This is a genomic window from Aquirufa sp. A-Brett2-W8 (assembly GCF_054558755.1).
The window spans coordinates 1-26,357 of record NZ_JBPXKS010000011.1 but is presented as its reverse complement, the minus strand read 5'-3'; the positions used below and the strand labels follow the sequence as shown (position 1 = coordinate 26,357).

Here is a 26,357-nt window from a genome sequence, read left to right as displayed (position 1 = left end):
TTATTTACCTAAAACAATATTAACAATCCGTTTAGGAACCACAATCACTTTCGATGGGGTCTTACCTTCCAAATGTTTTGTCACTTGTTCATTGCCTAAAACAGCTGCCTCTATCTCAGCTGGAGTTGCCGTCACAGGAAAAGCAAGCGTTAACTTCACCTTTCCGTTAAATGAGATCGGGTAATTGAAATCATTCTCTTCTAAGAAGGACGCATTGAAAACTGGGAATGAAGCATACGATATACTTCCCTCCTGCTCGCCTAAGGCAACCCACAGTTCTTCAGCGATATGCGGTGCATAAGGAGATAACAAGATCACTAATTCACGCAGAATTGATTTTTTGTGGCATTTTAACGCCCCTAAATCATTCACACAGATCATTAAAGTAGAAACAACCGTGTTGAAGGAGTAGCGATCTAAATCGTCTTGCACTTTGCGAATCGCCGTATGCAATACTTTCAATTCTTCTGGTGTTGCAGGTGCGTCTGCTAGTTTCGATGTGTTCGTATTATCATCAAAGAATAAACGCCAAACCTTGCGCAAGAAATTATGCGATCCAGAAATACTATTCGTGTTCCACGGTTTAAATTGCTCTAATGGCCCTAAGAACATCTCGTAGACACGTAGTGTGTCTGCTCCGTATTTGGCAATTAAATCATCTGGATTAACGACATTAAACTTCGATTTTGACATCTTCTCCACTTCCCAACCACACACATATTTGCCACTTCCTAAAATGAATTCGGCATCTGCTGGCACGTCATTTCTTGATTTTTTGAAGGCTTCTAAGTCTAAGACATCATTTTCCACGATATTCACATCCACGTGAAGTGCCGCCACGTCGTATTGATCTTTTAATCCGTGTGAAACGAAAGTGACTTTGGCTGAATCCTTTAGTCGATAAACGAAGTTCGAACGACCTTGAATCATCCCTTGATTGATTAATTTCTTCGCAAATTCTTCTTCCGGCACATAGCCTAAATCTTTCAAGAATTTGTTCCAAAAACGAGAATACAACAAGTGGCCCGTCGCGTGTTCTGATCCACCGATGTATAAATCCACTGCTTTCCAGTAGTTTATTGACTCTTTTGAAGCAAACTCCCCTGAATTCGTTGCGTCCATGTAGCGGTACCAATACCAAGAGGAACCTGCCCAACCCGGCATCGTCGACCACTCATAATCATATTGACCTTTGTACTTCCAGTCCGAAGCAGCGCGACCTAAAGGTGGCTCCCCCGTTTCTGTAGGCAGGTATTTATCAATTTTGGGTAATTCTAAAGGTAAATCAGACTCATCTATTAGATAAGGCAATAATTCTCCTGAAGCCGTTGGTTTAAAGTAAACAGGCACAGGTTCTCCCCAATAGCGCTGACGGCTAAATACCGCATTTCGCATTCTATATTGTACTTTTCCTTTTCCAATTCCGTTCGCCTCTAACCAAGTAATCAAGGTATCCGTCGCTTCTTTATAAGCCATTCCATTAATCATTCCTGAATTAATGTATTTACCTTCTTTCGTGGGATCCGCTTGTTTTTCGATGTCTTTTTGGCCATCTAAAATGGAAGGAATAGGCAAATCGAAATGTTTCGCAAAATTCCAGTCACGCTGATCTCCAGAAGGCACACCCATCACCGCTCCTGTACCATAACCCGCTAACACATAGTCAGCTAGGAATAAAGGAACACGTTCTTGATTCACTGGGTTGATTACATAAGTCCCCGTAAAAACACCTGAAACGGTTTTCACTTCCGAGACGCGGTCTAGTTCTGAACGGGTTTTGGCCCAATTCACATATTCCTCCACCGCTTCTTTCTGCGAAGGTGTCGTTAATTCTGCTACCCACTCGTGCTCAGGCGCTAACACCATAAAAGAAACCCCATAAATGGTGTCCACACGGGTAGTAAATACTTTTATCTTTTTATCTGAAACGTTTTCGATATCAAATTCCACATCCGTTCCAATCGATTTTCCAATCCAATTGCGCTGTTGCTCCTTCAAGGAATCAGCCCAATCAACTTCTTCTAAGCCTCTCAATAAACGATCAGCATAAGCTGTGATTCGCATCGACCATTGGCGCATCTTCTTCTGCTCCACTGGATAACCACCACGCTCTGAAACGCCGTCTTTCACTTCATCATTCGCTAAAACGGTCCCTAATTTAGGACACCAATTCACGACTGAATCATCTAAATAAGCTAATCGGAAGCTTAATAAATACGCATATTGCTCGTCTGTTGACAAGGCATTCCATTCTTCAGCTGTAATTCGAGAGACGTCCTCATCGCAAACTGCTTTTAAACTGATCGAACCTTTGGCAGATAAAATAGCCTTTAACGTATCGATAGACTCTGCTTTATCCGATGCTTGGTTGTACCATGAATTGAATAATTGCATAAAAATCCATTGCGTCCATTTATAATAGGAGGCATCTGATGTGCGCACTTCCCTCGACCAATCGAAGGAGAAGCCCATATTCTTTAATTGCTCTATGTAGCGTGTGATATTTTGCTCCGTAGTAATTGCTGGATGCTGACCCGTTTGAATGGCATATTGCTCTGCAGGTAGGCCAAAAGAGTCAAAACCCATCGGGTGCAACACCTCAAATCCTTGCAAACGCTTGAAGCGGGCAATAATATCAGAGGCTATATACCCCAGCGGATGACCTACGTGCAATCCCGCCCCAGATGGATACGGAAACATATCTAACACATAATATTTCGGCTTCGCCGGATTTACCTGAGCTTGGAAGGTTTTATTCGCTTCCCAAAAGGATTGCCAAGCTTTCTCGATCTCTCTAAACTGATACTCTGTACGCATAAATGATTGTTATTTCAAAAGGAGGTGCAAATTAAGGCTTTTTTATGAAAAAATATTTACTCTACTTTGTTAGTAGATTAAGTAAAGTCTATTAACTTTGTAGGGAATTAGAAAATCTATGCCACCCAAAAGAAATTTTCCAAGTATATTTAACGCCATCCAAACCATTTGGATGCGTGATCGCAGCATCACTGAAGTGATTATTCACATCAGTAATGCGTTGGCTTTGATGATTGTAGGGCATCTTTTATTCACTTACCTGACTGCAGAAAAAATCATAGCCGTGTTTAACACCGTAGATTCCTCCATTTTATATTATGTAGTAGGTGGTTTCATCGCGCAAATGATAGATGGTGCACTAGGGATGGCCTATGGCGTAACTGCAACCACTTTTTTATTATCAGTGGGAATCACTCCTGCTGCTGCTTCGGCTAGCGTTCACGCCTCAGAAGTCTTTACTTCAGGAGTTTCGGGCTATATGCACTTGAAGTTTGGCAATGTGAATTCCAAATTATTTAAAACACTCGTCATCCCAGGCGTAATAGGTGCCATTTTAGGTGCTTATGTTTTATCAAGCTTAGAGAATTATGCTGGCTACATAAAACCAATTGTATCCGTCTATACCCTATTTTTAGGAGCCATAATAATCCGCAAGGCTTTGATTAAGAGTCAAGAAAAACGTCAATTGAAAAGAGTTGGTTGGCTAGCTCTATTTGGTGGTTATTTAGATTCCATCGGTGGTGGCGGTTGGGGACCTATCGTTTCCTCTACCTTGATTGCCTCAGGACGCCATCCAAAATATACCATAGGAAGTGTAAATCTGACAGAATTCTTTGTTTCACTCGCATCCTCTCTGACCTTTTTTTTCGTCATAGGCTTAGGATACTTGCATGTCATTATTGGCTTGATCTTAGGCGGAGTCATCGCTGCACCGATTGCGGCGCGTTTAGCGAATAAACTTCCTGTTAAAACCATGATGATTTTGGTGGGAATCGTTATAATCATCGTCAGTCTACGTCAGATTATCTTAGGGGTTCCAAAATTTTTATAGATATTTACAGTCAATTGTCACAACAGGCTAATGATTGTTACTACGCAAACGCTTTTAGAGAAGTTTTTATCCTCCACAGGAGTATCAACTGATACCCGCAATATCCAAGCTGGCAACCTATTTTTTGCCCTCAAAGGCCCTAATTTTAATGCCAATGCGATGGCAGTGGAAGCTTTGGACAAAGGTGCACAATATGCCATTATCGATGATGCAGATTATTTAGCTGGAGAAAGAACTTTGCTTGTTGAAGATGGACTATTGGCCTTACAAGCACTAGCAACAGCTTATCGTCAGACGCTATCAATTCCAATTATTGGATTAACGGGTTCGAATGGAAAGACAACAACGAAAGAATTGATTTTCTCAGTCTTATCCCAAAAGTACCATTGCTTCGCCACCACCGGTAACTTAAACAACCATATTGGAGTTCCGATTTCCGTATTATCGATCAAAAAAGAACACGAAATTGCGGTCATTGAGATGGGAGCTAATAAGCAAGGAGATATCCGCGAATTAGTCCATATCGCACAACCCACACACGGTTTAATTACTAATATCGGAAAGGCACATTTGGAAGGTTTTGGTGGAATAGAGGGAGTTCGAAAAGGGAAAGGCGAGTTATTCGACTTTCTAAATACCTCAGGTGGTATTACTTTTTTACCTCAGCAAGCTGGGCCAGTTCAAGAAATGTTTCAAGAAAGAGGGATGAAGAATGCCGTTTATATAAATACAGACCTCCCAACTTCTTTAGTCGAAGCCAAACCAATGGTTCGCTATTCTATTGAATCAGGTAAGGTCATCGATTCCCATCTTCCAGGCATATATAATTTCGAAAATATTCAACTAGCATTGGCAGTTGGAAAATTCTTTCAACTAAGTGATGAACAATGCAATGCAGGAATTAGCACCTATATTCCGAATAATCACCGTTCTCAGTTCATCAAAATAGGATCAAACCAAGTTTTAATGGATGCTTATAATGCGAATCCATCGTCGATGACGGCCGCTATTTCGCACTTTGCTGAAACTGACGGAGAACCTAAAATAATCATTTTAGGAGATATGTTTGAATTAGGGGAGTCTACGGAAGAGGAGCATGCAAGCCTAGGAAAACTGATTACGGGCTTATCCTTTGAAAAAGTATTATTAGTAGGCCAGTATATGCAGCATGCTTTAATCCACTTACCAGCTGCCTATTATTTTCCAGATAAATTTGGCTTGCATACTTGGTTGCAAGACCACCCCATTCACGCTAGTTTTCTTTTAGTTAAAGGTTCAAGAGGAATTCAATTAGAAAGTGTTTTGGCATTTCTAGAAAATTCCAAATAATTGCATTAAATTTGCACTTTATTAAGAAAATACCTTTCAAAAAATACACACAATGGCATCACAATCGGGTACTTACGTACCATTCAAAGTTAAAGACATTGCCTTAGCGGACTGGGGTCGTAAAGAAATTCAATTAGCAGAAGCAGAAATGCCAGGTTTGATGGCATTACGTACAGAATTCGGTGCTGCACAACCTCTAAAAGGCGCGCGTATCGCAGGATGTCTTCACATGACTATCCAAACAGCGGTTTTAATCGAAACATTAATCGCATTAGGAGCTGACGTTACTTGGTCATCTTGTAACATTTTCTCTACACAAGATCACGCAGCAGCAGCTATCGCAGCGGCTGGTATCTCCGTTTATGCTTGGAAAGGTATGAACGAAGAAGAATTCAACTGGTGTATTGAGCAGTCTTTATTCTTTGGAGAAGATCGTCAACCATTGAACATGATCCTAGATGATGGTGGTGATTTGACAAATATGGTTTTTGATGAATATCCTGAGTTAATCAAAGGCATCAAAGGCTTATCAGAAGAAACTACGACAGGTGTTCACCGTCTATATGAGCGTATGAAGAATGGCACATTATTCTTGCCAGCGATCAACGTAAATGACTCGGTAACAAAGTCTAAATTTGATAATAAATACGGTTGCAAAGAGTCATTAGTAGATGCGATTCGTCGTGCGACTGACTTAATGTTAGCTGGTAAAGTAGCGGTAGTAGCTGGTTACGGTGACGTAGGAAAAGGTTCTGCTGATTCATTACGTGGTGCAGGTTGCCGTGTATTAGTGACTGAAATCGATCCAATCTGTGCTTTACAAGCAGCAATGGATGGCTACGAAGTAGTTCCAATGGACGAGGCAGCAACACGTGCCAATATCTTTGTAACAGCGACTGGTAACGTGAAAATCATCCGTGACCGTCACTTCAAAGCAATGAAGGACAAAGCCATCGTTTGTAATATCGGTCACTTCGATAACGAAATCGATATGGAGTGGTTGAATGGCAATTATGGTTCGACTAAAGATCAAATCAAGCCACAAGTAGATATGTATACGATCGATGGCAAAAACGTAATCGTTTTAGCAGAAGGTCGTTTAGTGAACTTAGGTTGTGCGATGGGTCACCCATCATTCGTGATGTCGAACTCATTCTGTAACCAAACCTTAGCTCAATTAGAGCTTTGGGCGAATGCAGCGAACTACGAGAACAAAGTGTACATTCTTCCTAAGCACTTAGATGAGAAAGTAGCGTTCTTACACTTAGCGCACATTGGAGCTAAATTAGAGAAACTAGAGAAAGAGCAAGCTGACTATATTGGAGTACCTCAAGCAGGCCCATTCAAGCCAGAGCACTATAGATACTAGGATTTAATTCCTGTTAGGTTCTGAAAGGCCGCGACTCTTCGAGTCGCGGCCTTTTTCTTTTTCTATTTATCAGTTACTTGGTAATCTCACTGAGCTAGCATCGATCTCTCAAAGATTAATCTACCTTTATCCCAGTAATCACACTTAACCACTAAAATAATGAAAAACCTCTGCGCGAGCTATATCGCGACACTATTCCTTGCCTGCACTTTATTTTTTGCCTCTTGCACGAAAGATCCAGCCGTTGAAATCACCCCCAAAAATACGACTCCTTCGCTGTTAAACGCCAATGGTTTCCTGGCCTTTGCAGATCAATCCACCTTCCAAGCCTATGTGGAAAATTTACACCGCAATCCTACAGACCCATCTATCCTGCAGGACATCCAGTTTTTTGAATCACAAAGTACAGCACTGCATAAACTCGACTCTTTAAAACTACAGCAGTTAGCAGAAACTGGGGACTTAACAGGTTATGAACATCTGCTAAAGCTAGTGGGTGATGGCGAGGGAAAATCTCTCCAACCTATCATAGATGACGCCATTTTGAGTCGATTGATTTCAAAAGATGGCCTCATTCAAATCGGCGAATTAGTTTATCAAGTAAGTCCTTCTAAGGTATTTCAAATCAGAAAAGAAGACTTCGAAAAAAATAAGGCGAGCTTTTTAATAGCGCCTGAAAAGGTAGCTAATGTCGAGGTATATAAAAGCCAATCAAAGGCCTCCATGAAACCAACGGGTACCTTGAAAATCCTCAACCGTACGGAGAGTAATACCGTTACCTATGAAAACCCCGGCCAAGGAACCTGTCGATTTACAGCGGAGGTATACCTATTGGATTTAGGATTCTATCGCAAACTAGCAGTTCGCGTAAAGCATGAATGGCGTCAACGCTTCTGGTTTAGTTACTACTGGGGAAATAGCAGCGCAGCCATGTCAATGGAAGGGGATATTAATTTCCTTGAATATTATACCTCCTTTTATAGACATTACTCTGCCTCTACGCAAGACGATTATAAAATTGAATCAGTCATAGATGAGACTTTCAATTACGTTCCTCTGAATTGGCAATTTAATACGGGTGAGGCTATTTGCCGCGGCAGAAATGGACAGTATTATTCTTTAAACTTTTAAACCCAACAAGATGAAATTCTATTCTTCCCTAATTTTACTATTTGCTGCGCTACAAGTTAGCGCCCAAGAATTAAAACCCGTGTATTCATTTTCGCTACTTTCTCCCTCCATTGGAATCGAGAAGCTAGTTAAAGAAAACAACTCGCTGAAATTTTCCATAGGATCCTTAACGGGATATGGCAATAAGGATGGTTTTCAAACAAAACTGTTTTCCTTGAGAGGCGAATACCGGCATTATTACAATCAGCCTAAACGGAGGGACGAAGGACGTCTCTCCACTAATTATTCCGGGAATTACATCGGATTATTTGCGGAGCCGTCTTTTGTTTTTGCAAAAGGTGAAGAAGCAACTCATCTGTATTCGGGAGGGGTTTGGGGAATCCAGCGAAATTACAACAGTCATTTTCATCTTAACCTTTCCATCCAAGCTGGGATAGGTCAAAATGGATTCGAAACGAAAGCTGGCTTGCGCTTAGGTTTTTGGGTAAAATAAATGCCTAGAAGCGTCTGCATTTTTCATTCAAAAGCCGTATTTTTGCAACAGATAATAGCAAAGAATATATGAAATTTGGTGTAGTAGTATTCCCAGGATCCAATTGTGACGATGATACAGTTGGAGTCATTCAAAGTTTAGGCCACGAGGCTGTTAAACTTTGGCATAAAGAGACTGATCTACAAAACTGTGATTTCATAATCATACCGGGTGGTTTCTCCTATGGAGATTACTTACGCTCAGGTGCGATTGCTCGCTTCTCCCCTATTATGGACCATGTGATCGAGCATGCAAAAAATGGTGGCTATTTAATGGGTATTTGCAATGGATTCCAAGTTTTAGTGGAAGCGCATTTGTTACCAGGTGTTTTATTAAGAAATAGTTCTCAGAAATTTATTTCTAAGAATATTTACTTAAAAACAGCGACGAATAATTCATTGTTAACCCAAGAATTAGATACAAATAAAGCCTATAAAATACCTATCGCGCACGCTGAAGGTCGTTATTTTACAGATGAGAAAACATTGGCGTCATTACAAGCGAATGATCAAATCTTATTCTATTATTGTGACGAGAATGGCCAAGTGACAGAGGAATCTAATCCCAATGGCAGTCTACTAAACATAGCTGGTATCTGTAATGAGGGTAGAAATGTGTTCGGTTTAATGCCTCACCCGGAAAGAGCTGCAGATCCAGATTTGAATAATACGGATGGATTAGAGATTATGAAGCAATTGATTTTGCAAACGGTATAATCTTTTAAAAGCATAAAAAAAGGCTCTTCGATTGAAGAGCCTTTTTTGTTTAATAGGTTTTGAATTAGCGAAGATCGTTTACTTCTACCCCTGGAAATGCTTTCTTATCGAAGTTGAATACTTTATCATCCGCATTCACTTTGGCGTTTAATTTAGACACCTTAAACAGTTGTTTCTTTCCTGCTTTATTGATGATCGTCCATTCGTTAACTGAAAGATCTTTAGAGTTGATTTTTAAGGCGATACTCTTCACTTGAGCGCCTTTGGCTACGGGCGCTAATTCAACCGTGGATATGCCTGCGGATTCACCTTTCAAAGAAATCTTATATGCCTTCTTATCGAATGAGTAAATTTTAGCTGGATTCAAGTCGCCTTCGGATGGATCAAAACTCGAGATGTTCACCTCGTTTATTTCTTTTATGTAAGTGGCTACTTCTTTCCCATTATTGAAAATTTCTTGACCAGCCGTCTTTAGGCGAAACTTAGTTCCTTTAACCGTAATTGATCCGGACATGGTGGCTGCACCTTCTGTTTGATAGGTGAAATTCGCGGAGAATGAGCCCATCGCCTTGTACTTCTTTTGCATCCCATCAATCAAGCTCACGGCCTTATTTGATTGAGCAAAAACACTAAAACTTAAGTAAAATAATAAGATGACCTTTTTCATATTATAAGTTTTTCAAAATCTCTTCTAATTCTGTTTCAGACTTAACTAATACTTCTCTGGCTTTAGAACCACCGAATGAACCCACAATTCCGACCGCCTCTAATTGATCGATTAATCGACCCGCCCGGTTATATCCTAACTTTAATTTACGCTGGATTAAAGAAGTACTTCCCTGTTGATGCATCACAACTAATCGAGCTGCATCATCAAAGAAGGAATCGCGATCACTTGGATCAAAATCTCCACGATCTTGTCCACCCATCTCCTCCGAATCCGGCTCCGGCAATAAATAGGCCGACGTATAACCTTGTTGATTTCCGATGAAATCACAAATATCCTCTACTTCCGGCGTATCAACGAAAGCACATTGCAAACGAATGACTTCTGAACCCATGGACAATAACATATCGCCCATGCCCACTAACTGATCAGCACCACTAGCATCTAGAATGGTACGAGAGTCAATTTTAGACATCACCTTAAACGAAAGACGTGCCGGGAAATTTGCCTTAATAGTACCGGTAATAACATTCACAGATGGGCGTTGTGTGGCCACCACTAAGTGAATACCAATCGCTCGGGCTAATTGAGCTAAACGAGCGATGGGGTGCTCTACTTCTTTACCCGCAGTTAACATTAAATCGGCTAGTTCATCGATCACAAGAACGATGTAAGGCATAAAATCATGCTCATTCGGATTCAAGCGGCGGTTTATAAATTTCGTGTTGTATTCCTTAATGTTACGACAACCCGCATCTTTCAACTTATCATAACGCAAATCCATCTCCTTACAAAGTGAATTCAAGGTATTTACGACCTTCTTCGTATCGGTTATAATGGCTTCGGCAGAATCAGGAAGACAAGCTAAGAAGTGACGTTCTAACTTATTAAAGAGCGATAATTCTACTTTCTTCGGATCGACTAACACAAACTTTAAGGTAGCTGGGTGTTTCTTGTAAATCAAAGAAGTCAAGAGCATATTTAAACCCACTGACTTACCTTGTCCGGTTGCTCCTGCCATTAAGAGGTGAGGCATTTTGGCCAAATCCGCCACAAAAATTTCATTCGAAATCGTTTTACCTAAAGTGATAGGCAAATCGAAGGTCGATTTTTGGAACTTCTCCGAACCGATCACCGCACGCACAGGAACCATCTCACGATTCTTGTTCGCCACCTCGATACCGATGGTGTCTTTACCCGGCATTTGACCGATAATACGAACGCCCATGGCAGCTAAAGAAAGGGATAAATCATCCTCCAGAGAAGTGATTTTACTTACCCGAACGCCGGCTTTAGGAACAATTTCATACAAAGTAACAGTGGGCCCGATCGTGGCTTCGATCTTCTGAATTCCGATTCCGTAATTCAATAAAGTCTCCACAATCTTCTCCTTGTTCGCCTTTAATTCATCCATCGTCACTTGCGATGTTTGGTTCTTTTGGTCGTATTCCTTTAATAAATCGATGGTGGGAAACTGATAATTAGGTAAATCAGCTGTGGGATCATATAGTCCAAACTGCTCCACTAAATCATTTGCTTTTAATTCTTTAGACGCCGGTGTCGGTTCTTCTTCGATCACCTCATCTGCAACACCCGCCACTTTAAAGGTAAAGTCCAGATCATCTTCTTTCTTTTCCTCTTCATTCTTTTCCTGTTCAATAGCAGTTATCTCCACGATAGGCTCAGACTCTACTTCTTCTTCCACCACGGGAGGAACAATGGGTCTGAATTTTTCCAAATCGTCATTATCCACATGAACTGCCGGACCATCTTCATCCATGAATAGGCTTTCCTCTACCTCATCCTCTACTTCATCAGTGACCAAAGCTGCTACAGAAGCCTTCTTCGGATTCAATTGATAAAATAAAACTAGGAAGATAAATCCGCCAAATCCAATCACGAAGATGGACAAATAGCCCAATAACTGGTATAGTTTTTCATTTATAAAATAGCCCACTCCTCCACTTATCGAATGCGGTAGATCTAATGAGAAAACAAAAAATCCGGCAAGTAAACTAAACCACAAGATGTAGAATAACACTTGCCACGATATGCGCTCTAATGAATAGATTTCATTTTTAAAGCCTACTTTTAGGGCTGATAGATAGAATAAGGGGATTAATAACAAGGTGGACCACCCGAAAGTTTTGAACAAAAAGAAGTGTGCAATTTTAGCCCCTAATAATCCGGCTAAGTTTTTAATCGGAATATCGGATCCTTGAATCGTATCCACCACGCCACGTTCTACTTCGCTTTGATCTGAAACTCCCACAAAGAAACTTGAACCAAAAGAAACCAGTAACAAGGTTCCCATCAAAAATAAAAACGCTGCAATGATTAACTGAAAGCGATATAAAACAGCGCCATCCATTTTTCTTTTGGGCTTATCTTGCTCAAAATTAAGTTGTAAAGTGCTTGTAGTGTTACTAATCTTTTTTGCCATGGAGGGAACAAGGAGTTAATCTTATAAATTTCGCTTTTTTGATCCGATTTACAAAATGAAATTTACAGTCCTGCTGCTATAATTTCTTTATTAATTTCTTTGATCAAACCAGGACCTGCATATATGAAGCCAGAATAGATTTGTACGAGTGCGGCGCCGGCTTTTAATTTCTCTACCGCATCTGCTCCCGAGTGAATCCCGCCTACCCCAATGATGGGAAATTGCCCCTTTGATTTTTGATGTAAATAAGCCACCACTTCTGTGGAACGTTTAGTCAGAGGCTTTCCGCTTAATCCTCCCGTTTCTGGTCGATGCGGTGATTGCAATCCTTCGCGAGACAAGGTAGTATTCGTAGCAATTACGCCAGCTAACTTAGTTTCTAACACGATTTCAATCACATCGTCTAATTGATCATTGCTTAAATCTGGGGCGATTTTTAATAAAATTGGTTTCTGAGCGGGTTTTGCCGCATTTAAATCTTGGAGGGTTTGTAGTAATTTTTTCAAAGGCTCTTTCTCCTGCAAGGCCCGAAGATTAGGTGTATTAGGTGAGCTTACGTTCACCACGAAATAATCGACCACTTCATACAAAGCTTCGAAACCTTGGCAATAATCATCATCCGCTAACTCATTCGGCGTCAACTTATTCTTCCCTAAATTCCCGCCCACAATCACCTTCGAACGACGTTTTCCTAAACGCGCCTTTATCGCATCAAGTCCCTCATTATTGAAACCCATACGATTGATAATCCCTTCATCTTCTAATAGACGAAATAATCGTGGTTTAGGGTTTCCATCTTGTGGCTTAGGTGTTACCGTTCCTATTTCAATAAAGCCAAAACCTAATTCAGCAAATTCATCTATCAATTCAGCATTTTTATCAAAACCAGCAGCTAATCCCACCGGGTTAGGAAAATGTAGTCCAAAAACCGTTCGCTCTAGGCGCTTATCCTCTATTTGAAACAAAACTTTAAACAAGAACGACATGCCCGGAATACGCAAGGCAAAGCGAATCAAATCAGTCGCCACATAATGTGCGCGCTCTGGATTAAATAAGAAAAAGAAGGGTTTTATGAAAATTTGATAAAACATGTGGATTTTTCTGTCGATTTAAAAGACAAAAATACAAAAAAGGATCGTCTCATGCCTCACTCTGAAAAAAAATCCTAATTTTAAGATATCAAGCATTTACTAGTAAATTTATAGCCTATGTTAAGTCGTGTAGCCAATTCCATCTTTTGGATGAACAGGTATATCGAGAGAGCTGACAATTATGCCCGCTTTATCTCGGTGAATTTCAACCTCGCTTTAGATTTACCTCCTAATGTCCCAGAACAATGGGAGCCATTAATTGTGGCGACTGCGGATCATTATAATTTCTTTGAGCATTATAAAGAAGCTAACAGAGAGAATGTCTTGTATTTCATGACATTTGATGAGAATAACCCGAACTCCATCTTGTCCTGCCTCTATTCGGCACGCGAGAATGCTCGTACAATTAGAGAGAGTATTTCAAAGGAGATGTGGGAATATGTCAACCAAATCTATTGGAAAGTAAAAGACCGCGTGGAGGGAAGTAAGAATTGGGAAATATCGCGCTACCAAGGTTTTTTAGAAGAAATCAAATCCGGCAGTCAATTATTTTATGGGATTGTGGATTCCACAATAACACGTGGAGAAGGTTGGCATTTTGGCCAATTAGGAAAATTATTAGAACGAGCGGACAAGACGACCCGCTTTTTAGATGTCAAATATTTCACGCTTTTACCTAATGTGGATTCTGTCGGTTCACCTTTAGACTTGTTACTTTGGTCCTCAGTATTAAAATCCGTTTCTGCCTATAATATGTTCCGCCAACAATACAAAGTGGTGAACCCAACGAACATTGTGGAGTTTTTAATTTTGGACAAGGGTTTTCCGCGTTCAGTGGTGCATTGTTTAACTGAAGCCGAGCAATCCCTATATGCGATTTCGGGCACCTCCTTCGACCATGGTTATTCGAACCAAGCAGAGAAAAAATTATCTAAAATTTTATCTGAGGTTCAATTCACAGAAATCGAAGACATATTAACTACCGGTTTGCATCAATATTTAGATGATTTCCAAATCACGAATAACGATATAGGACAGACTATCCATAACACCTATTTTGACCTGAAACCGGTCAATTAAACCCTGCTATTCAAATAAATAGTGTAATATTGCGCTTCTATTTGCCCCCCTCATTATATGACATATTGTTTAGGAATTACCGTTAAAGAAGGACTAATTGCTATCGCAGATACCCGTATTACAGCTGGAAACGAGGTATATTCGAATAAAAAAATCTCTATTCACGAGATTAACAATCACTCCCTTTTTATCATGACCGCTGGATTACGTTCAGTTCGCGATAAAGCGGTAACCTATTTTAATCAAGCCATCGTAGATGAAGAAGAAAGTTATAATTACATGTTTCAGGCGGCTACGTCATTTGGCCAAAAACTGAAACAAGTAGCCGCAGAAGACCGAGAAACACTGGAAAAAGAAGGATATGCCTTTAATTTGCATGCCATCGTAGGAGGACAAATGCCAAAAGATACCGAGCATAAACTGTTTTTAATTTTTCCGGAAGGCAATTGGATCGAGATTAATGAAGGTTTAAAATACCAGATTATTGGTAATTCGAATTACGGAAAACCCTTATTAAACCGAAATCTAACACATGAAACCTCCTTAAAAGAGGCACTGAAAATGGGTTTTCTTTCTTTTGACGCAACTCAAGTGAGCGCTAATGATGTCGATTATCCCATTGATGTGGTTGTTTACGAAAAGAATAGCTTTAAGGCGAAGGAAATTAGATTGTACAAAGAAGATATGGAAGCCATCTCCGATGATTGGAATGAAGCATTACGGAAATCGCTGGCAGGAATCGATGAAGGATGGATGAAAGATTTAATTTCAATATCGAAATGATCGCACGCATCCAACACAATTTAAGATATGATTATAGTGAGGCGGTCACTTTGGACCCCCATATTCTCTATTTACACCCCCGGAAAAGTGCCTTATTATCCGTTCAGGAATTTAAATTACAGATTGATCCGGCTCCAGTTCAAACTTCTAAAAACTTAGATCCGGAAGGTAACATTCAAAATATTCTATTTTTTAAAGAGCCTACCTCCTTTTTATCCATTGAGGTACAGACGACGGTAGAAACGACGGAATTCAATCCCTTTGATTTTGTCTACTTCCCCTTTGAAAGCAAGACTCTGCCTATCATCTATTCTAGTTCCTACCAAAAAACCTTAAGCCCCTATTTAGGTCTTGAGGGCGTTACCCCGAATGTGGAGCAAATGGCTCGTCAAATTGCCTCAGGAGTTCGCTATAGCACCTCCGACTACCTTTCCGCTCTTAACGAATTCATCTCCAGTAATTTTGCTTACGAAATTAGAGAAGAAGGCGTACCGAATACTCCCGAGTTTACGATGATCAATCGCAAGGGATCATGCCGCGATTATGCCGTCTTGTTTTCTGCTTTATGCCGTGCAATGGGACTCGCGACACGATTTGTTTCTGGTTATTACATCGGGGTTGCACCTGTGGACCTTCCTAATCAAACCCATCATTTACATGCTTGGGTAGAAGTATATTTACCAGGAGGCGGATGGAGAGGATATGATCCTACGCAACATGAAGTGGTTTCTGGGAATCACATTCCTTTAGCTGCGTCTTGTTTACCGGAGGAGATCACGCCTGTCTACGGTTCTTACCGAGGAGCCGCGACATCGCTTTTATCTACCAACGTGTTTATTGCGAGAATTTAGCCGACTAATAATTGGGCCAAAAGATAATCTGCAATCAAAATGGCGATACACGAATTCGTCACCGCAGCTGTACTCGAAGTGCCTACTTCATAAGCTCCACCTTTCGTATGGAAGCCTTTGAAGGCTGAAATCGTTACGATTAAAAAGGCAAACACCACCGATTTCGTCAATGCAAAAATCATATAATTCCCTTTGAACTGGAATTGTAATCCTTTAATGTATTCTTGTGGAGAGATTGATCCTGTTAACCATCCCGCTAAATACCCGCCATAAATAGCTAGAAAGCAAGCTAGGGTCACTAACATGGGGAAGGTGATAATCGCTGCTATGATTTTAGGCAATACTAAATAAGAACGTGAATTAATGCCCATCACCTCTAAGGCATCGATTTGTTCCGTAATCCGCATCGTACCTAATTGACCCGCGATATTAGAACCTATCTTACCCGCTAAAACAACACATGTGATCGTGGGCCCCATTTCTAAAATCGTAGAATCACGAACAATTAAACTGATTATATATTGTGGAACGAAAGGATTGTCCATATTAGCCGCTGTTTGAACGCAGGTTACAGCACCTAAGAAAGTAGAAACAATGGCTACAATTAGAACGGAATTAATTCCGATGTCGACACATTCTTGAAATGTCAAGGCGAGATAAACCCGAAATTTTTCTGGATTTGTAAAAAGCTTACCCAGGAAGATTAAATATTTGCCTAATTTTGACATCTGATTGGTATATTACAAATCAATAATCTTCAAAGATAATGAACAAAACGGTTATAATTAGTGGCGGCAGCCAGGGAATTGGTAAAGCTTTGGTAAAAAAATTCTTACAGGAAGGTTTTGCCGTGTTTACTTGTTCTCGAAATAAGGAAAAATTGGACGCACTCTCAGCAGAATTTAATACTACGGCCTTGCATACGTTTGTCGCCGATTTAAGTATAAAAAAACAATGTATAGATTTTGCAGGATGGGTTTTAGGCCAAACAAAATCCATCGACGTACTCATCAATAATGCTGGATTTTTTATGCCAGGGCAAATTCAAAATGAGGAGGATGGGGCGTTAGAAAGACAGATAGAAGCGAATGTATATAGCGCTTACCATCTTACAAGAGCTTTTTTGCCTACATTTCAAGCCCGAAAATCAGGCCATATATTCACCATTTGTTCTACAGCCTCTATCACCGCTTATACGGCAGGAGGGTCCTATTGCATTAGTAAGTTTGCGCTTTTAGGATTGACAAAAGTATTACGGGAAGAGACAAAAACACAAGGCATTAAAGTGACCGCCATCTTGCCTGGTGCCACTTTAACGCCAGCGTGGGACGGAGTGGATTTACCAGAATCACGGTTCATTCCAGCCGATGATGTGGCTTCGACGATTTACTCCGCTTATACGATGAGTCCGTCTACGGTTTTGGAAGAAATACTCATCAGACCACAATTAGGGGACATCGAACTATGACACCCTGGGATAAATATAGCATCTCGGAATTACCTGAAATAGCTTTAAGCTTAATCAGGGAGGCTAAAGACTACCCCAATGTGTGGTTATTTCGAGGCGAAATGGGTGCAGGTAAAACAACTTTAATTAAAGAAATTTGCCATCAATTAGGGGTGGCGCAATCGGTCCAAAGCCCTACTTTTTCGCTTGTAAACGAATATGTGGATGGCCAAGGGAAACCCATTTATCACTTTGATTTATACCGATTAAAGAACGCTCAAGAGGCTTTTGATATCGGATTAGAAGAATATTTAGACTCTGGACATGTGTGTTTAATTGAATGGCCAGAGCAAGCAGAGGAGTTTTGGACCTTTGAACATCTCGAATTGAACGTCTCACATGTCGATGACGCACACCGTAAATTAGAAGTCGTATGGCGAAGATATTAGAGCACAATCCATTTCAGGAATTACTTTCTAAGCAAGGAATCGCTCCTTTAGAGGCGATGGCGTGGACGAAGCAGAATGCCCAAAGCATCCGCATCAGCCTCCCTAAAGAGTCCGATCCTTCAGAAAATCGGATCTCACTAAGCCCACAAGCGGTGACTTTATTGACCAATAATGGTCATGAAATTGTCATCGAAAAAGGGGCGGGAGAAAGAGCTGGATTTAGCGATGCAGATTATTTACTAGCAGGAGCGAGTGTGAGCGAGGATGTGGCGATGATTTGGCAGAGTGCCTTAACACTGAAAATCACTCCGCCTAATGTAGATGAAATCTCCCGAATGAAAGAGGGTCAAGCCTTTATTTCGAGTGCCTCCTACCACCATCTATCCTCAGAAATAATCGATGCGATCAATAAAAAGAAATTGATGGCCATCGGTCTTGAATTTATTGAAGACAACGGAGGAGGTTTTCCCTTCATTAAAATAATGGCTGAAATCGCCGGGCAATTGATTTTACCAATTGCCACCGATTTAATCCAAAAGAAAAAAGGATTGTTGCTAGGCAATGTAACAGGCGTTCCGCCTTGCAAAATGGTTCTTTTGGGTGCTGGACAAGTCGTGGAACAGGTGGCGCGAGCGGCAGCGAGCGCGGGCATTCAGTTTCAAGTTTTCGACAAAGATATTTACAAGCTGCAACGCCTAAAAGCAGCTATAGGTTTCCCTATCGTAACTCAGGTAATTGACTCCGAAAACCTAGCTAAAGCCCTGCAAGACGCCCAAATCATCGTAGGCGCTCTTCGTTCAGACACCGGCATTACTCCCTGTATTGTAACAGAAGAAATGGTCAGCAAACTGAATCCAGGCACTTTAATTTTAGATGTTTGCATCGACCAAGGAGGCTGTTTTGAGACTTCTGAGGCGAGCACCATTCACAAGCCCACCTTTGAAAAATACAGTGTCACGCACTATTGTGTACCTAATATTCCTTCGCTCGTAGCTCACACGTCTAGCTTAGCTATGAGCAACCTGATGACTTCGTTTATCTTGAAGGCAGGAAAAACCGGGGGTGTGGAAGAAATGCTTTGGCAAGGAAAATCCTTCATGAAAGGCGTATTCTGCTACCGAGGCTACGTCACTCAAGCCAGCACCGGAAAATTATTCCATAAATCCGTGAAAGACATTCAATTATTGTTATTAAGTAAGAGTTAAAATTATGATCGAAGATTACACCGCCCTCTCGAATGCCCCTAATTCCCCAGATTTAAATGGGAAATATTTAGGCCTTATTTCATCCGATTTTATCAAAGTCGCAGACGCCTTGAAAGAAGCATCCTACCAAATCAAAAAGCGCGGCTTCTCCGATTTCCCCATCTTCGTCACCTCACAACGGCCCATCGAAATAGGTCAAAAACTAATCGGAGTAGCTGAATTGAACGAAAATAAGTGGAATTACCACGCCTCGATGATGGAAGAATTCGTTCAACGCAAACTCATCGCAGAGGAAAATATGGAACTTTTTGTCCAAAACTTTAAAGACATCGAAGAATTCGCCTGCCTCTTCGTGGTAGATGGGCAGTTTACCAATTTTGTATTCATTCCTTTTCCGGAGGACCAAACTGAAGAAAGAGACTAAAGCGCTCTGAATTAAAAGCATAAAGCACTCCAAAAAGAGAGCATAAAGCACAAAGAATAAAGCATAGAGTTGGAATCCCCTGCGGGGATACGTTCAGAAAAATCAACATTTCAGAATTCATCGCCTAAGGCGATACAAACTTTATTCTTTGTGCTTTATTCTTTATGCTTTAAAGATGAAAACGGATGAAAATCCTGCACCATCTGCGTCAAATACGCCCGATCCAAATGCGTATAAATCTCCGTGGTTAGAATAGATTCGTGACCTAACATCTCTTGCACCGCACGTAAATCCGCACCGCCCTCAATTAAATGCGTCGCAAATGAATGGCGAAACGTGTGGGGGCTTATCACTTTCGTGATGCCTGCTTTCGCAGCCAGGTCTTTGCAAATCAAGAAAACCATTACCCGACTTAGACCAGATCCTCTCCTATTTAGGAATACGATATGAGTTGAATCTTTCTTGACGGGAACGGAAGGTCGAATAGATTCCAAATACAAATTTAAATACTTGAACGCATCCCGGCCGGCGGGAACTAGGCGTTCTTTGTCGCCTTTTCCGTGCACTTTTATGAAGCCTTGGTCTTCATAAATATCGTCTCTTTTAAGGCCGATTAATTCTGATACACGTAATCCGGCACCATAAAGAAATTCTAACATCGCGCGATTGCGAACACCTTCTGGACTGGAAAGGTTAGCTTGATTGAGTATGGAAGTGATTTCGTCGAAAGAAAGTGTGTCTGGAAGTTTGCGACCCATTTGGGGATTCTTTACGTGAATCGTAGGATCTGCTTTTAAGGTTCCATCGAAGACAAGAAATTGAAAAAAAGCCCGAATTCCGGATAGGGTTCTAGATTGAGTGCTGGCTTCGACCCCTAAAGCATGTAAATCTTTCAAAAATGCCAATAAGTGAGATTCCTCCACTTGATTAATAGCGATGGGGTTAGCGGATAAATAGGATGCCAACTTGTGAATATCCCGTAAGTAGGCTTCATGGGAATGTTTTGACAAGCCCCGTTCTATTTTCAAGTAATCACCAAAAGCCTGGATTTCTACATCCCACATCGACATTTTATCTTTAGAATCCCGTAAATTTAAAGTAATTACGTATTTTTACACCGCATGCCCCTTTTTAAATATGGTAAGAAAGAAAATATTGATCCTGAATGGCCCTAATTTAAATTTATTAGGCACTCGTGAACCTGAAATTTATGGGGCACAGACTTTCGAACAGTTTTTGGAAATCTTACAAGATAAATTCGGAGAGCAACTAGAAATCTTCTATTTTCAATCGAATGAAGAGGGTGTTCTCATAAATAAATTACACGAGGTAGGATTCAGTTACGATGGAATTTTATTCAATGCAGGCGGTTATACCCATACTTCGGTGGCTTTGGGCGATGCGGTTGCGGCGATTAAAACTCCGGTCATTGAAATTCATATTTCGAATGTACACGCTAGAGAAGATTTTCGTCATCACAGCTACTTAAGCCCTAAAGCAAAAGGAATCATCGTTGGTTTAGGCCTTCGAGGTTATGAATTAGGTCTTTATTCCTTCTTATAAAACATGTTATCCTTCTACCCTGGTCCTTCTAAGGTACATCCCGAGGCCCTTGGATACATTCAAGAGGCTTTTGAGCAGGGAATTGTCAGCATCAATCACAGAAGTGCGCAGTTCGAAGCATTGCTAGAAGCTACCTTTCTGGAGTTGCATCAGAAATGGAATATTCCCAAAGACTATACCATTTATTTCGTTTCATCGGCGACAGAAGCTTGGGAAATTGTGACACAATCTTTGGTCAGAAAAAAATCCATCCATCTGTATAATGGCGCATTTGGTAAGAAATGGGCTGATTATGCAAAGTCCGTTGCAGAATGCCATGAGTTTTCTGTGGGCCAAAGCCTCGCCGAAATTAGCCTCCAATTAGGGCCTTTAGACGGAGATACCCTCTGTTTAGTCCAAAGTGAAACATCGAATGGAACGGGACAAAAAATAAAGCGCAACGACTTTCAAGTGTCAGACGATGCCCTCATCGCAGTAGACGCTACTTCCTCCATGGGAGGCATTGAATTGCCTTGGATGGAAGCGGATGTTTGGCTGGCTTCTGTACAAAAATGTATGGGAATTCCGGCTGGAATGGGTCTTATGATTTGTTCACCCAAAGCCTTGAACAGGGCTAAAGAACTCGCGCGCGCGACCCATTATAATGACTTATTGTTCTTAGAAAAGAATAGGCAAGTATTTCAGACCCAAATGACACCTAATGTTTTGGGCATTTACGTCTTATATCGGTTGACTCAACAGCTTCCTAGTATTCAGGAGATACACCGGGCGACTTTGGGAAAAATGAAATTATGGACTGATTTCTGGAATCAGCGAAACGATTTCTCCTACTTAATCGAACGGGACGAGTTACGCTTGCCTACGGTTTTAGCGATACAAGGTGCACCGGAAAAAATTGAAAAACTACATGCCCTCTGTCAATCAAAAGGTCTTAAATTAGGCAAAGGATACGGCGAATGGAAGAATACGACATTCCGCATCGCTAATTTTCCAGCCCATACGATAGAAGATATTGAAACACTCATCAACCACCTAAAAAATGACCTTTAACTTTAACTTCAAAGAGATTCTCTCTTCCTCCCTGATCCTATTTTCTGTTATTGATATTTTAGGATCCATCCCTATCATCATCGATTTGCGAAAAAAGAATGGTGACATTCATGCCATGCAAGCAACCTTAGCATCCGGAATCATCATGATTGGATTCTTTTACGCAGGGAAATTTATCTTACAATTATTAGGGGTAGACACGAATTCATTTGCGATGGCAGGTGCACTGATTATCTTTTTGATCGGTATGGAAATGACTTTGGGGCGTAGCATCTTTAAGAGTGAAGAAATTGAAACAAATACCCATTCCATTGTTCCTTTGGCCTTTCCTATCATTGCGGGAGCGGGAACGATGACCACGTTGATCTCCTTGAAATCACAGTTTGAAGAGGAAAATATCATCATCAGTATCTTTATCAATCTTATTTTTATCTACCTCGTATTGCGATCAAGCGTATGGATCGAGAAGAAATTAGGAAGCGCTGGAACTCAGATTTTACGTAAAATATTCGGAGTTATTTTGATTGCGATCGCGATTAAGATCTTTAAATCACGTTTGATGTAGATGGCCAAAAAACAAAAATATTATGTGATTTGGGTGGGTCATCAGACCGGTATCTTTGATTCTTGGGTTGAGACCGAGAAGCATATCAAAGGTTATGCGGGTGCGCAATACAAGGCATTTGAGTCTAAATCGGAGGCTGAAATTGCGTCGAAAAAGAACTATTGGGCGAGTGTAAACCCCGCTTCGAAAACAAAAGCCCCTCGACTACACGTAGCAAAATTCATCATACCAAGCATCTCTGTTGATGCAGCCTGTGCAGGAAATCCTGGTGTTTTAGAATACCAGGGAGTCAATACCGAGACGAAAGAGGTTTTATTTGCCCGCGGGCCCTTTCCTGAAGGCACCGTTAACTTAGGAGAGTTCCTAGCAATTGTTCACGGCCTTGCCTATTTGAAAAAATTAGATTGCCCCTACCCTTTGTATTCCGATTCTAGAACGGCTATCGCCTGGGTTCGAAATCGGGCAATTAAGACAACTCTCGAGCGCAATGCCGGGACGGAAGAGTTATTCAAGATGGTCGATAATGCGATAGTCTGGTTGAAAGGCAATCAGTATACTACGAAAGTCTTGAAGTGGGAAACCGAAGACTGGGGTGAAAATCCGGCAGATTATGGCCGAAAATAGATCCGTTTTCGAATTCAAGCAATTCTCCTTGAGTCACGGAAATCCGGGATTGAAGATCAGTACGGAGGCTTGTCTTTTCGGAGCTTGGGCAACTGAGTTCGCAAATGGAAGTTGCCTGGATGTGGGAACGGGATGTGGCTTACTAGCTTGCATGATAGCTCAAGGAGATCCCACTTGCGCCGTAAAAGCGCTTGAAATACATCCCGATGTAGCTTTATTAGCTGCAGAAAACTTCAAAAAAAATCCCTTCAAAGAACGCCTCGAACTTATTCAAGGTGATATTTTAACCTATTCCTCAGAAGTACCATTCGATTTCATCTGCTGCAATCCTCCCTTTTTTACCAATCATTTAGCGGCGACCGATCCGGCTAGACACATGGCAATTCATGCGGATCATTTGAGTCCAGCTGATTTAGCAGCCTCGATTGATCGATTACTTTCGAAAGACGGAGAATTTGCGGTGTTGTATCCACCTGATGTTTTGGCCCTATTCGAACAAAACCTAGAAACTAGCGGCTTGTATGTCAACGAAAAAGTAGCGATTCTTTCGAATCCAAGCAGCCCGGTATTGCGGGTAATGGCGCGCGGATCCCGAAACAAAAATACAATCGTGCAAAGCAAACTGCACATCAAAACAGAACAAGGCGACTATAGCCCAAAATTCATTGAATTATTAAGACCCTATTATATCATCTTTCCTTCATAATTATTTTGTATTTTTGCTCGTATGTTACAGCTATCCATCGTAGTACCTCTTTATAACGAAGCCGAATCGCTTCCAGAACTGTGTTCTTGGATCGATCGGGTAATGAAAGAAAATGCCTTTTCTTATGAGATGATATTCGTCAACGATGGAAGTAACGATAATTCCTGGGAAGTTTTAAAGCAATTATCGACGCAATACAGCACAATTTTAGCGATCTCTTTTGCGCGTAATTATGGCAAATCCGCTGCGCTGCATGAAGGATTCAGCAAAGCTTCCGGCCAAGTGGTTATCACCATGGATGCTGATTTGCAAGATTCTCCAGACGAAATCCCAGAACTATACCGATTGATTACAGAGGAAAATTATGATTTGATCTCTGGTTGGAAGCAAAAACGCTTTGACCCGATTTCGAAGACAATTCCTACTAAATTATACAATGCAGCAACGCGGAAACTGTCTGGCGTTAAATTGAATGACTTCAATTGCGGACTGAAAGCCTACAAAATTGAGGTCGTTAAGACGCTGCGTTTATACGGAGAAATGCACCGCTATATTCCAGTTCAAGCAAAATGGAACGGATTTACCAAGATTGGGGAGAAGGTGGTTCAACACCAAGCGCGTAAATATGGTATGACGAAATTTGGCCTCGAGCGATTCTTGTTCGGTTTTTTAGATTTGTTATCGATTTCTTTTGTGCAGATTTTTGGCAAGCGCCCAATGCACTTGTTTGGAAGCCTAGGTATTTTATCTTTCCTAACTGGATCTTGCTTAACGATTTATCTAATGGGTGTTAAATTGTATAACATCGCTTATAATTTAAAATACCGAAACGTCACAGATAACCCACTCTTCTTCTTGGCTTTAGTGGCCATTATTTTAGGTGTTCAATTATTTTTAGCCGGATTCATAGGTGAACTATTAATCACTAATTCGGATAAGACGACGAATTATCAAATCAAGGAAGAAATATCCTAATTATGCCAAACAATGATCTGAGCTGGCTTTCGCGTTCCGAATTATTAATCGGTTCGGAGGGAATCCAGAAGTTACAAAAAGCACATGTTTTAGTGGTCGGCTTAGGGGGCGTAGGCTCTTTTGCAGCTGAATTCATCGCTCGTTCCGGAGTAGGTCAAATGACTATAGTAGATGGTGACGTCGTAGATCCTACGAATCGAAACCGTCAATTACCCGCATTAGCGACGAACCATGGGGTTTCTAAAGCCCAAATCATGGCCGAACGCCTACAAGCCATTAATCCAGCGCTTGAATTAACGGTGGTAGAGCAATTTTTAAGTCCAGAAGAGGCTAAAAAACTCCTAGAGACCACAAAATTCGACTATGTCATGGACTGCATCGACTCGGTCACTCCTAAAATTACTTTATTGAAAACGGCCTATGACCTTGGTTTCAAAATAGCCAGTTCGATGGGTGCAGGAGGTAAAATGGATCCCACTAAAATCAGAACGGCAGATTTGTTTGATACCCGCGAATGTTATTTAGCGTCCTTAGTACGCAAAAGAATACGTAAAATGGGCGTTGGAAAGGGGATTAAAGCGGTATTCTCTTTGGAAAAAGTCAAAGATGAATCCTTAATCCTGACCGACGGAAGCAATTTTAAAAAATCAGCTTATGGAACTATTTCCTATCTTCCTGCGGCATTCGGAGGAGTAGTTGCCTCCATCGTCATCAGGGACCTGTTAGACGAGCCGATACCCATGGAAAAGAAGCTTAAATTACCCAAAATAAAATGATCAAAATAGGCGTCATCAATGTATCCGACCGGGCTAGCGCAGGTATCTACGAAGATATTCCGGGCAAAGCTGTAGTCGAATTACTGAAGGAATACCTCGAATCCGATTTCGACGTGGTCTACGCCGTTGTACCCGACGAACAAGATCAACTCGAGGCGAAGATGATCGAGATGTCCCAGGAGGTCTGCCTTCTTGTAACAACAGGTGGAACCGGACCTGCTTTACGCGATGTCACCCCAGAAGCGACAGAAGCCGTTTGCCAAAAAATGATGCCGGGCTTCGGCGAATTAATGCGCTCTGTAAGCTTACAATATGTACCTACAGCCATCCTAAGCCGCCAAACAGCCGGCATTCGAAATCAAACGTTAATCTTGAATTTACCTGGAAAACCAAAAGCCATTAGACAATGTTTGGAAGCTGTTTTTCCAGCTATTCCCTATTGCATTGATTTGATCGGTGGACCTTTCTTGGTGTGTAGGGAGGAGAATATGAAGGCTTTCAGGCCAAAGTAGAGCGAAGCTCTACAAAGAACAAAGCATAAAGCACAAAGAATAAACTCAGGCTTAGGCGTATTTCACAAATTCATCGGCACTATCCCATTAACTGTGTAAGTAAAAAATAAAGGGTTCGGATTTTCATTTAAATTCGGACCCTTTTTTCAAATATAGCCAAAAACTGGTTAATAATAATTCCCCAATTATGAATTGGCATAC

27 protein-coding genes are annotated in these 26,357 nt (G+C 41.1%); 21 read left to right on the top strand and 6 right to left on the bottom strand.

Annotated features, from left to right (window positions below):
- Positions 1 to 2,817 (bottom strand): leucine--tRNA ligase, encoded by a 2,817-nt coding sequence (gene leuS, locus ACST13_RS10840; RefSeq protein WP_459523217.1) that lies wholly within the window; start codon positions 2,815 to 2,817, stop codon positions 1 to 3.
- A 118-nt stretch (positions 2,818 to 2,935) separates the two neighbouring features.
- Here leuS and ACST13_RS10835 point away from each other — a divergent pair, with 118 nt between their 5' ends.
- The 6 genes from ACST13_RS10835 (at position 2,936) to purQ (ending at position 8,945) form a co-directional block, all read left to right on the top strand.
- Positions 2,936 to 3,868: a sulfite exporter TauE/SafE family protein gene (locus ACST13_RS10835; protein ID WP_459523216.1), complete on the top strand. Its 933-nt coding sequence runs from the start codon at positions 2,936 to 2,938 to the stop codon at positions 3,866 to 3,868.
- Positions 3,869 to 3,898: 30 nt separating this feature from the next.
- Complete coding sequence (locus ACST13_RS10830) at positions 3,899 to 5,197, top strand: UDP-N-acetylmuramoyl-tripeptide--D-alanyl-D-alanine ligase (protein ID WP_459523215.1); 1,299 nt, start codon at positions 3,899 to 3,901, stop codon at positions 5,195 to 5,197.
- A 52-nt stretch (positions 5,198 to 5,249) separates the two neighbouring features.
- The gene (gene ahcY / locus ACST13_RS10825; RefSeq protein ID WP_459523214.1) at positions 5,250 to 6,566 is read left to right on the top strand and encodes an adenosylhomocysteinase; all 1,317 of its coding nucleotides are present in this window, start codon (positions 5,250 to 5,252) and stop codon (positions 6,564 to 6,566) included.
- 159 nt (positions 6,567 to 6,725) lie between these two features.
- Entirely contained in the window at positions 6,726 to 7,697 is a 972-nt protein-coding gene (locus ACST13_RS10820; protein WP_459523213.1) for a hypothetical protein, read from the top strand.
- A 10-nt stretch (positions 7,698 to 7,707) separates the two neighbouring features.
- Complete coding sequence (locus ACST13_RS10815) at positions 7,708 to 8,190, top strand: hypothetical protein (protein ID WP_459523212.1); 483 nt, start codon at positions 7,708 to 7,710, stop codon at positions 8,188 to 8,190.
- Between the two features lie 68 nt (positions 8,191 to 8,258).
- On the top strand, positions 8,259 to 8,945 hold the full coding sequence (gene purQ / locus ACST13_RS10810) for a phosphoribosylformylglycinamidine synthase I (RefSeq protein WP_459523211.1): 687 nt from the start codon (positions 8,259 to 8,261) through the stop codon (positions 8,943 to 8,945).
- A 64-nt stretch (positions 8,946 to 9,009) separates the two neighbouring features.
- Here purQ and ACST13_RS10805 read toward each other — a convergent pair whose 3' ends face one another.
- The 3 genes from ACST13_RS10805 to ACST13_RS10795 form a co-directional block, all read right to left on the bottom strand.
- Complete coding sequence (locus tag ACST13_RS10805) at positions 9,010 to 9,612, bottom strand: LolA family protein (protein WP_459523210.1); 603 nt, start codon at positions 9,610 to 9,612, stop codon at positions 9,010 to 9,012.
- 1 nt (position 9,613) lies between these two features.
- Positions 9,614 to 12,055 (bottom strand): FtsK/SpoIIIE family DNA translocase, encoded by a 2,442-nt coding sequence (locus ACST13_RS10800; protein WP_459523209.1) that lies wholly within the window; start codon positions 12,053 to 12,055, stop codon positions 9,614 to 9,616.
- A 62-nt stretch (positions 12,056 to 12,117) separates the two neighbouring features.
- Positions 12,118 to 13,146 (bottom strand): quinone-dependent dihydroorotate dehydrogenase, encoded by a 1,029-nt coding sequence (locus tag ACST13_RS10795; RefSeq protein WP_459523208.1) that lies wholly within the window; start codon positions 13,144 to 13,146, stop codon positions 12,118 to 12,120.
- A 117-nt stretch (positions 13,147 to 13,263) separates the two neighbouring features.
- Between ACST13_RS10795 and ACST13_RS10790 the strand changes: the two genes are divergently transcribed.
- Genes ACST13_RS10790 through ACST13_RS10780 form a run of 3 tightly spaced genes read left to right on the top strand, consistent with a single transcriptional unit; the run spans position 13,264 to position 15,860 of the window.
- A complete protein-coding gene (locus ACST13_RS10790) occupies positions 13,264 to 14,226 on the top strand; it encodes an alpha-E domain-containing protein (protein WP_459523207.1) in 963 nt (320 codons plus the stop codon).
- A gap of 57 nt (positions 14,227 to 14,283) precedes the next feature.
- Positions 14,284 to 15,009, top strand: coding sequence for a peptidase (locus ACST13_RS10785; RefSeq protein WP_459523206.1), 726 nt, complete (start codon positions 14,284 to 14,286; stop codon positions 15,007 to 15,009).
- The gene (locus ACST13_RS10780) at positions 15,006 to 15,860 is read left to right on the top strand and encodes a transglutaminase family protein (RefSeq protein ID WP_459523205.1); all 855 of its coding nucleotides are present in this window, start codon (positions 15,006 to 15,008) and stop codon (positions 15,858 to 15,860) included. The genes ACST13_RS10785 and ACST13_RS10780 overlap by 4 nt, the downstream gene beginning before the upstream one ends.
- On the opposite strand, the gene ACST13_RS10775 is transcribed toward ACST13_RS10780, so the two are convergent.
- Complete coding sequence (locus ACST13_RS10775; RefSeq protein ID WP_459523204.1) at positions 15,857 to 16,588, bottom strand: MlaE family ABC transporter permease; 732 nt, start codon at positions 16,586 to 16,588, stop codon at positions 15,857 to 15,859. The two genes, ACST13_RS10780 and ACST13_RS10775, sit on opposite strands and share 4 nt — an antisense overlap.
- A gap of 38 nt (positions 16,589 to 16,626) precedes the next feature.
- Between ACST13_RS10775 and ACST13_RS10770 the strand changes: the two genes are divergently transcribed.
- Genes ACST13_RS10770 through ACST13_RS10755 form a run of 4 tightly spaced genes read left to right on the top strand, consistent with a single transcriptional unit; the run spans position 16,627 to position 19,385 of the window.
- The gene (locus ACST13_RS10770) at positions 16,627 to 17,328 is read left to right on the top strand and encodes an SDR family oxidoreductase (protein WP_459523203.1); all 702 of its coding nucleotides are present in this window, start codon (positions 16,627 to 16,629) and stop codon (positions 17,326 to 17,328) included.
- Positions 17,325 to 17,756, top strand: coding sequence for a tRNA (adenosine(37)-N6)-threonylcarbamoyltransferase complex ATPase subunit type 1 TsaE (gene tsaE, locus ACST13_RS10765; RefSeq protein ID WP_459523202.1), 432 nt, complete (start codon positions 17,325 to 17,327; stop codon positions 17,754 to 17,756). Before ACST13_RS10770 ends, tsaE begins: the two co-directional genes overlap by 4 nt.
- A complete protein-coding gene (locus tag ACST13_RS10760) occupies positions 17,741 to 18,961 on the top strand; it encodes an alanine dehydrogenase (protein WP_459523201.1) in 1,221 nt (406 codons plus the stop codon). The genes tsaE and ACST13_RS10760 overlap by 16 nt, the downstream gene beginning before the upstream one ends.
- 4 nt (positions 18,962 to 18,965) lie before the next feature.
- A complete protein-coding gene (locus ACST13_RS10755) occupies positions 18,966 to 19,385 on the top strand; it encodes a hypothetical protein (RefSeq protein WP_459523200.1) in 420 nt (139 codons plus the stop codon).
- A 155-nt stretch (positions 19,386 to 19,540) separates the two neighbouring features.
- Here ACST13_RS10755 and xerD read toward each other — a convergent pair whose 3' ends face one another.
- Complete coding sequence (gene xerD, locus ACST13_RS10750; RefSeq protein ID WP_459523199.1) at positions 19,541 to 20,449, bottom strand: site-specific tyrosine recombinase XerD; 909 nt, start codon at positions 20,447 to 20,449, stop codon at positions 19,541 to 19,543.
- A gap of 73 nt (positions 20,450 to 20,522) precedes the next feature.
- Between xerD and aroQ the strand changes: the two genes are divergently transcribed.
- From aroQ to mog, 8 genes are read left to right on the top strand one after another with little or no spacing between them, the layout of a single operon-like run.
- Positions 20,523 to 20,948, top strand: coding sequence for a type II 3-dehydroquinate dehydratase (gene aroQ / locus ACST13_RS10745; RefSeq protein ID WP_459523198.1), 426 nt, complete (start codon positions 20,523 to 20,525; stop codon positions 20,946 to 20,948).
- Between the two features lie 3 nt (positions 20,949 to 20,951).
- Positions 20,952 to 21,998 carry an aminotransferase class V-fold PLP-dependent enzyme gene (locus ACST13_RS10740; protein ID WP_459523197.1) on the top strand — a complete coding sequence of 349 codons (1,047 nt, stop codon included), beginning with the start codon at positions 20,952 to 20,954 and terminating at the stop codon, positions 21,996 to 21,998.
- Positions 21,988 to 22,563, top strand: a complete 576-nt coding sequence (locus tag ACST13_RS10735; protein WP_459523196.1) for a MarC family protein — start codon at positions 21,988 to 21,990, stop codon at positions 22,561 to 22,563. Before ACST13_RS10740 ends, ACST13_RS10735 begins: the two co-directional genes overlap by 11 nt.
- Positions 22,564 to 23,187, top strand: coding sequence for a ribonuclease H1 domain-containing protein (locus tag ACST13_RS10730; RefSeq protein WP_459523195.1), 624 nt, complete (start codon positions 22,564 to 22,566; stop codon positions 23,185 to 23,187).
- Complete coding sequence (locus tag ACST13_RS10725; protein ID WP_459523194.1) at positions 23,174 to 23,893, top strand: tRNA1(Val) (adenine(37)-N6)-methyltransferase; 720 nt, start codon at positions 23,174 to 23,176, stop codon at positions 23,891 to 23,893. The genes ACST13_RS10730 and ACST13_RS10725 overlap by 14 nt, the downstream gene beginning before the upstream one ends.
- Before the next feature lie 21 nt (positions 23,894 to 23,914).
- On the top strand, positions 23,915 to 24,868 hold the full coding sequence (locus ACST13_RS10720; RefSeq protein WP_459523193.1) for a glycosyltransferase family 2 protein: 954 nt from the start codon (positions 23,915 to 23,917) through the stop codon (positions 24,866 to 24,868).
- A 2-nt stretch (positions 24,869 to 24,870) separates the two neighbouring features.
- Positions 24,871 to 25,644: a tRNA threonylcarbamoyladenosine dehydratase gene (locus ACST13_RS10715; RefSeq protein WP_459523192.1), complete on the top strand. Its 774-nt coding sequence runs from the start codon at positions 24,871 to 24,873 to the stop codon at positions 25,642 to 25,644.
- Positions 25,641 to 26,156, top strand: a complete 516-nt coding sequence (mog, locus tag ACST13_RS10710) for a molybdopterin adenylyltransferase (RefSeq protein WP_459523191.1) — start codon at positions 25,641 to 25,643, stop codon at positions 26,154 to 26,156. Before ACST13_RS10715 ends, mog begins: the two co-directional genes overlap by 4 nt.
- Positions 26,157 to 26,357: the final 201 nt, after the last annotated feature.

Bases quoted from the DNA above. Each gene is read 5' to 3' on its own strand.
- leuS (WP_459523217.1), bottom strand. From the start codon at position 2,817: ATGCGTACAGAGTATCAGTTTAGAGAGATCGAGAAAGCTTGGCAATCC.
- ACST13_RS10835 (WP_459523216.1), top strand. From the start codon at position 2,936: ATGCCACCCAAAAGAAATTTTCCAAGTATATTTAACGCCATCCAAACC.
- ACST13_RS10830 (WP_459523215.1), top strand. From the start codon at position 3,899: ATGATTGTTACTACGCAAACGCTTTTAGAGAAGTTTTTATCCTCCACA.
- ahcY (WP_459523214.1), top strand. From the start codon at position 5,250: ATGGCATCACAATCGGGTACTTACGTACCATTCAAAGTTAAAGACATT.
- ACST13_RS10820 (WP_459523213.1), top strand. From the start codon at position 6,726: ATGAAAAACCTCTGCGCGAGCTATATCGCGACACTATTCCTTGCCTGC.
- ACST13_RS10815 (WP_459523212.1), top strand. From the start codon at position 7,708: ATGAAATTCTATTCTTCCCTAATTTTACTATTTGCTGCGCTACAAGTT.
- purQ (WP_459523211.1), top strand. From the start codon at position 8,259: ATGAAATTTGGTGTAGTAGTATTCCCAGGATCCAATTGTGACGATGAT.
- ACST13_RS10805 (WP_459523210.1), bottom strand. From the start codon at position 9,612: ATGAAAAAGGTCATCTTATTATTTTACTTAAGTTTTAGTGTTTTTGCT.
- ACST13_RS10800 (WP_459523209.1), bottom strand. From the start codon at position 12,055: ATGGCAAAAAAGATTAGTAACACTACAAGCACTTTACAACTTAATTTT.
- ACST13_RS10795 (WP_459523208.1), bottom strand. From the start codon at position 13,146: ATGTTTTATCAAATTTTCATAAAACCCTTCTTTTTCTTATTTAATCCA.
- ACST13_RS10790 (WP_459523207.1), top strand. From the start codon at position 13,264: ATGTTAAGTCGTGTAGCCAATTCCATCTTTTGGATGAACAGGTATATC.
- ACST13_RS10785 (WP_459523206.1), top strand. From the start codon at position 14,284: ATGACATATTGTTTAGGAATTACCGTTAAAGAAGGACTAATTGCTATC.
- ACST13_RS10780 (WP_459523205.1), top strand. From the start codon at position 15,006: ATGATCGCACGCATCCAACACAATTTAAGATATGATTATAGTGAGGCG.
- ACST13_RS10775 (WP_459523204.1), bottom strand. From the start codon at position 16,588: ATGTCAAAATTAGGCAAATATTTAATCTTCCTGGGTAAGCTTTTTACA.
- ACST13_RS10770 (WP_459523203.1), top strand. From the start codon at position 16,627: ATGAACAAAACGGTTATAATTAGTGGCGGCAGCCAGGGAATTGGTAAA.
- tsaE (WP_459523202.1), top strand. From the start codon at position 17,325: ATGACACCCTGGGATAAATATAGCATCTCGGAATTACCTGAAATAGCT.
- ACST13_RS10760 (WP_459523201.1), top strand. From the start codon at position 17,741: ATGGCGAAGATATTAGAGCACAATCCATTTCAGGAATTACTTTCTAAG.
- ACST13_RS10755 (WP_459523200.1), top strand. From the start codon at position 18,966: ATGATCGAAGATTACACCGCCCTCTCGAATGCCCCTAATTCCCCAGAT.
- xerD (WP_459523199.1), bottom strand. From the start codon at position 20,449: ATGTGGGATGTAGAAATCCAGGCTTTTGGTGATTACTTGAAAATAGAA.
- aroQ (WP_459523198.1), top strand. From the start codon at position 20,523: ATGGTAAGAAAGAAAATATTGATCCTGAATGGCCCTAATTTAAATTTA.
- ACST13_RS10740 (WP_459523197.1), top strand. From the start codon at position 20,952: ATGTTATCCTTCTACCCTGGTCCTTCTAAGGTACATCCCGAGGCCCTT.
- ACST13_RS10735 (WP_459523196.1), top strand. From the start codon at position 21,988: ATGACCTTTAACTTTAACTTCAAAGAGATTCTCTCTTCCTCCCTGATC.
- ACST13_RS10730 (WP_459523195.1), top strand. From the start codon at position 22,564: ATGGCCAAAAAACAAAAATATTATGTGATTTGGGTGGGTCATCAGACC.
- ACST13_RS10725 (WP_459523194.1), top strand. From the start codon at position 23,174: ATGGCCGAAAATAGATCCGTTTTCGAATTCAAGCAATTCTCCTTGAGT.
- ACST13_RS10720 (WP_459523193.1), top strand. From the start codon at position 23,915: ATGTTACAGCTATCCATCGTAGTACCTCTTTATAACGAAGCCGAATCG.
- ACST13_RS10715 (WP_459523192.1), top strand. From the start codon at position 24,871: ATGCCAAACAATGATCTGAGCTGGCTTTCGCGTTCCGAATTATTAATC.
- mog (WP_459523191.1), top strand. From the start codon at position 25,641: ATGATCAAAATAGGCGTCATCAATGTATCCGACCGGGCTAGCGCAGGT.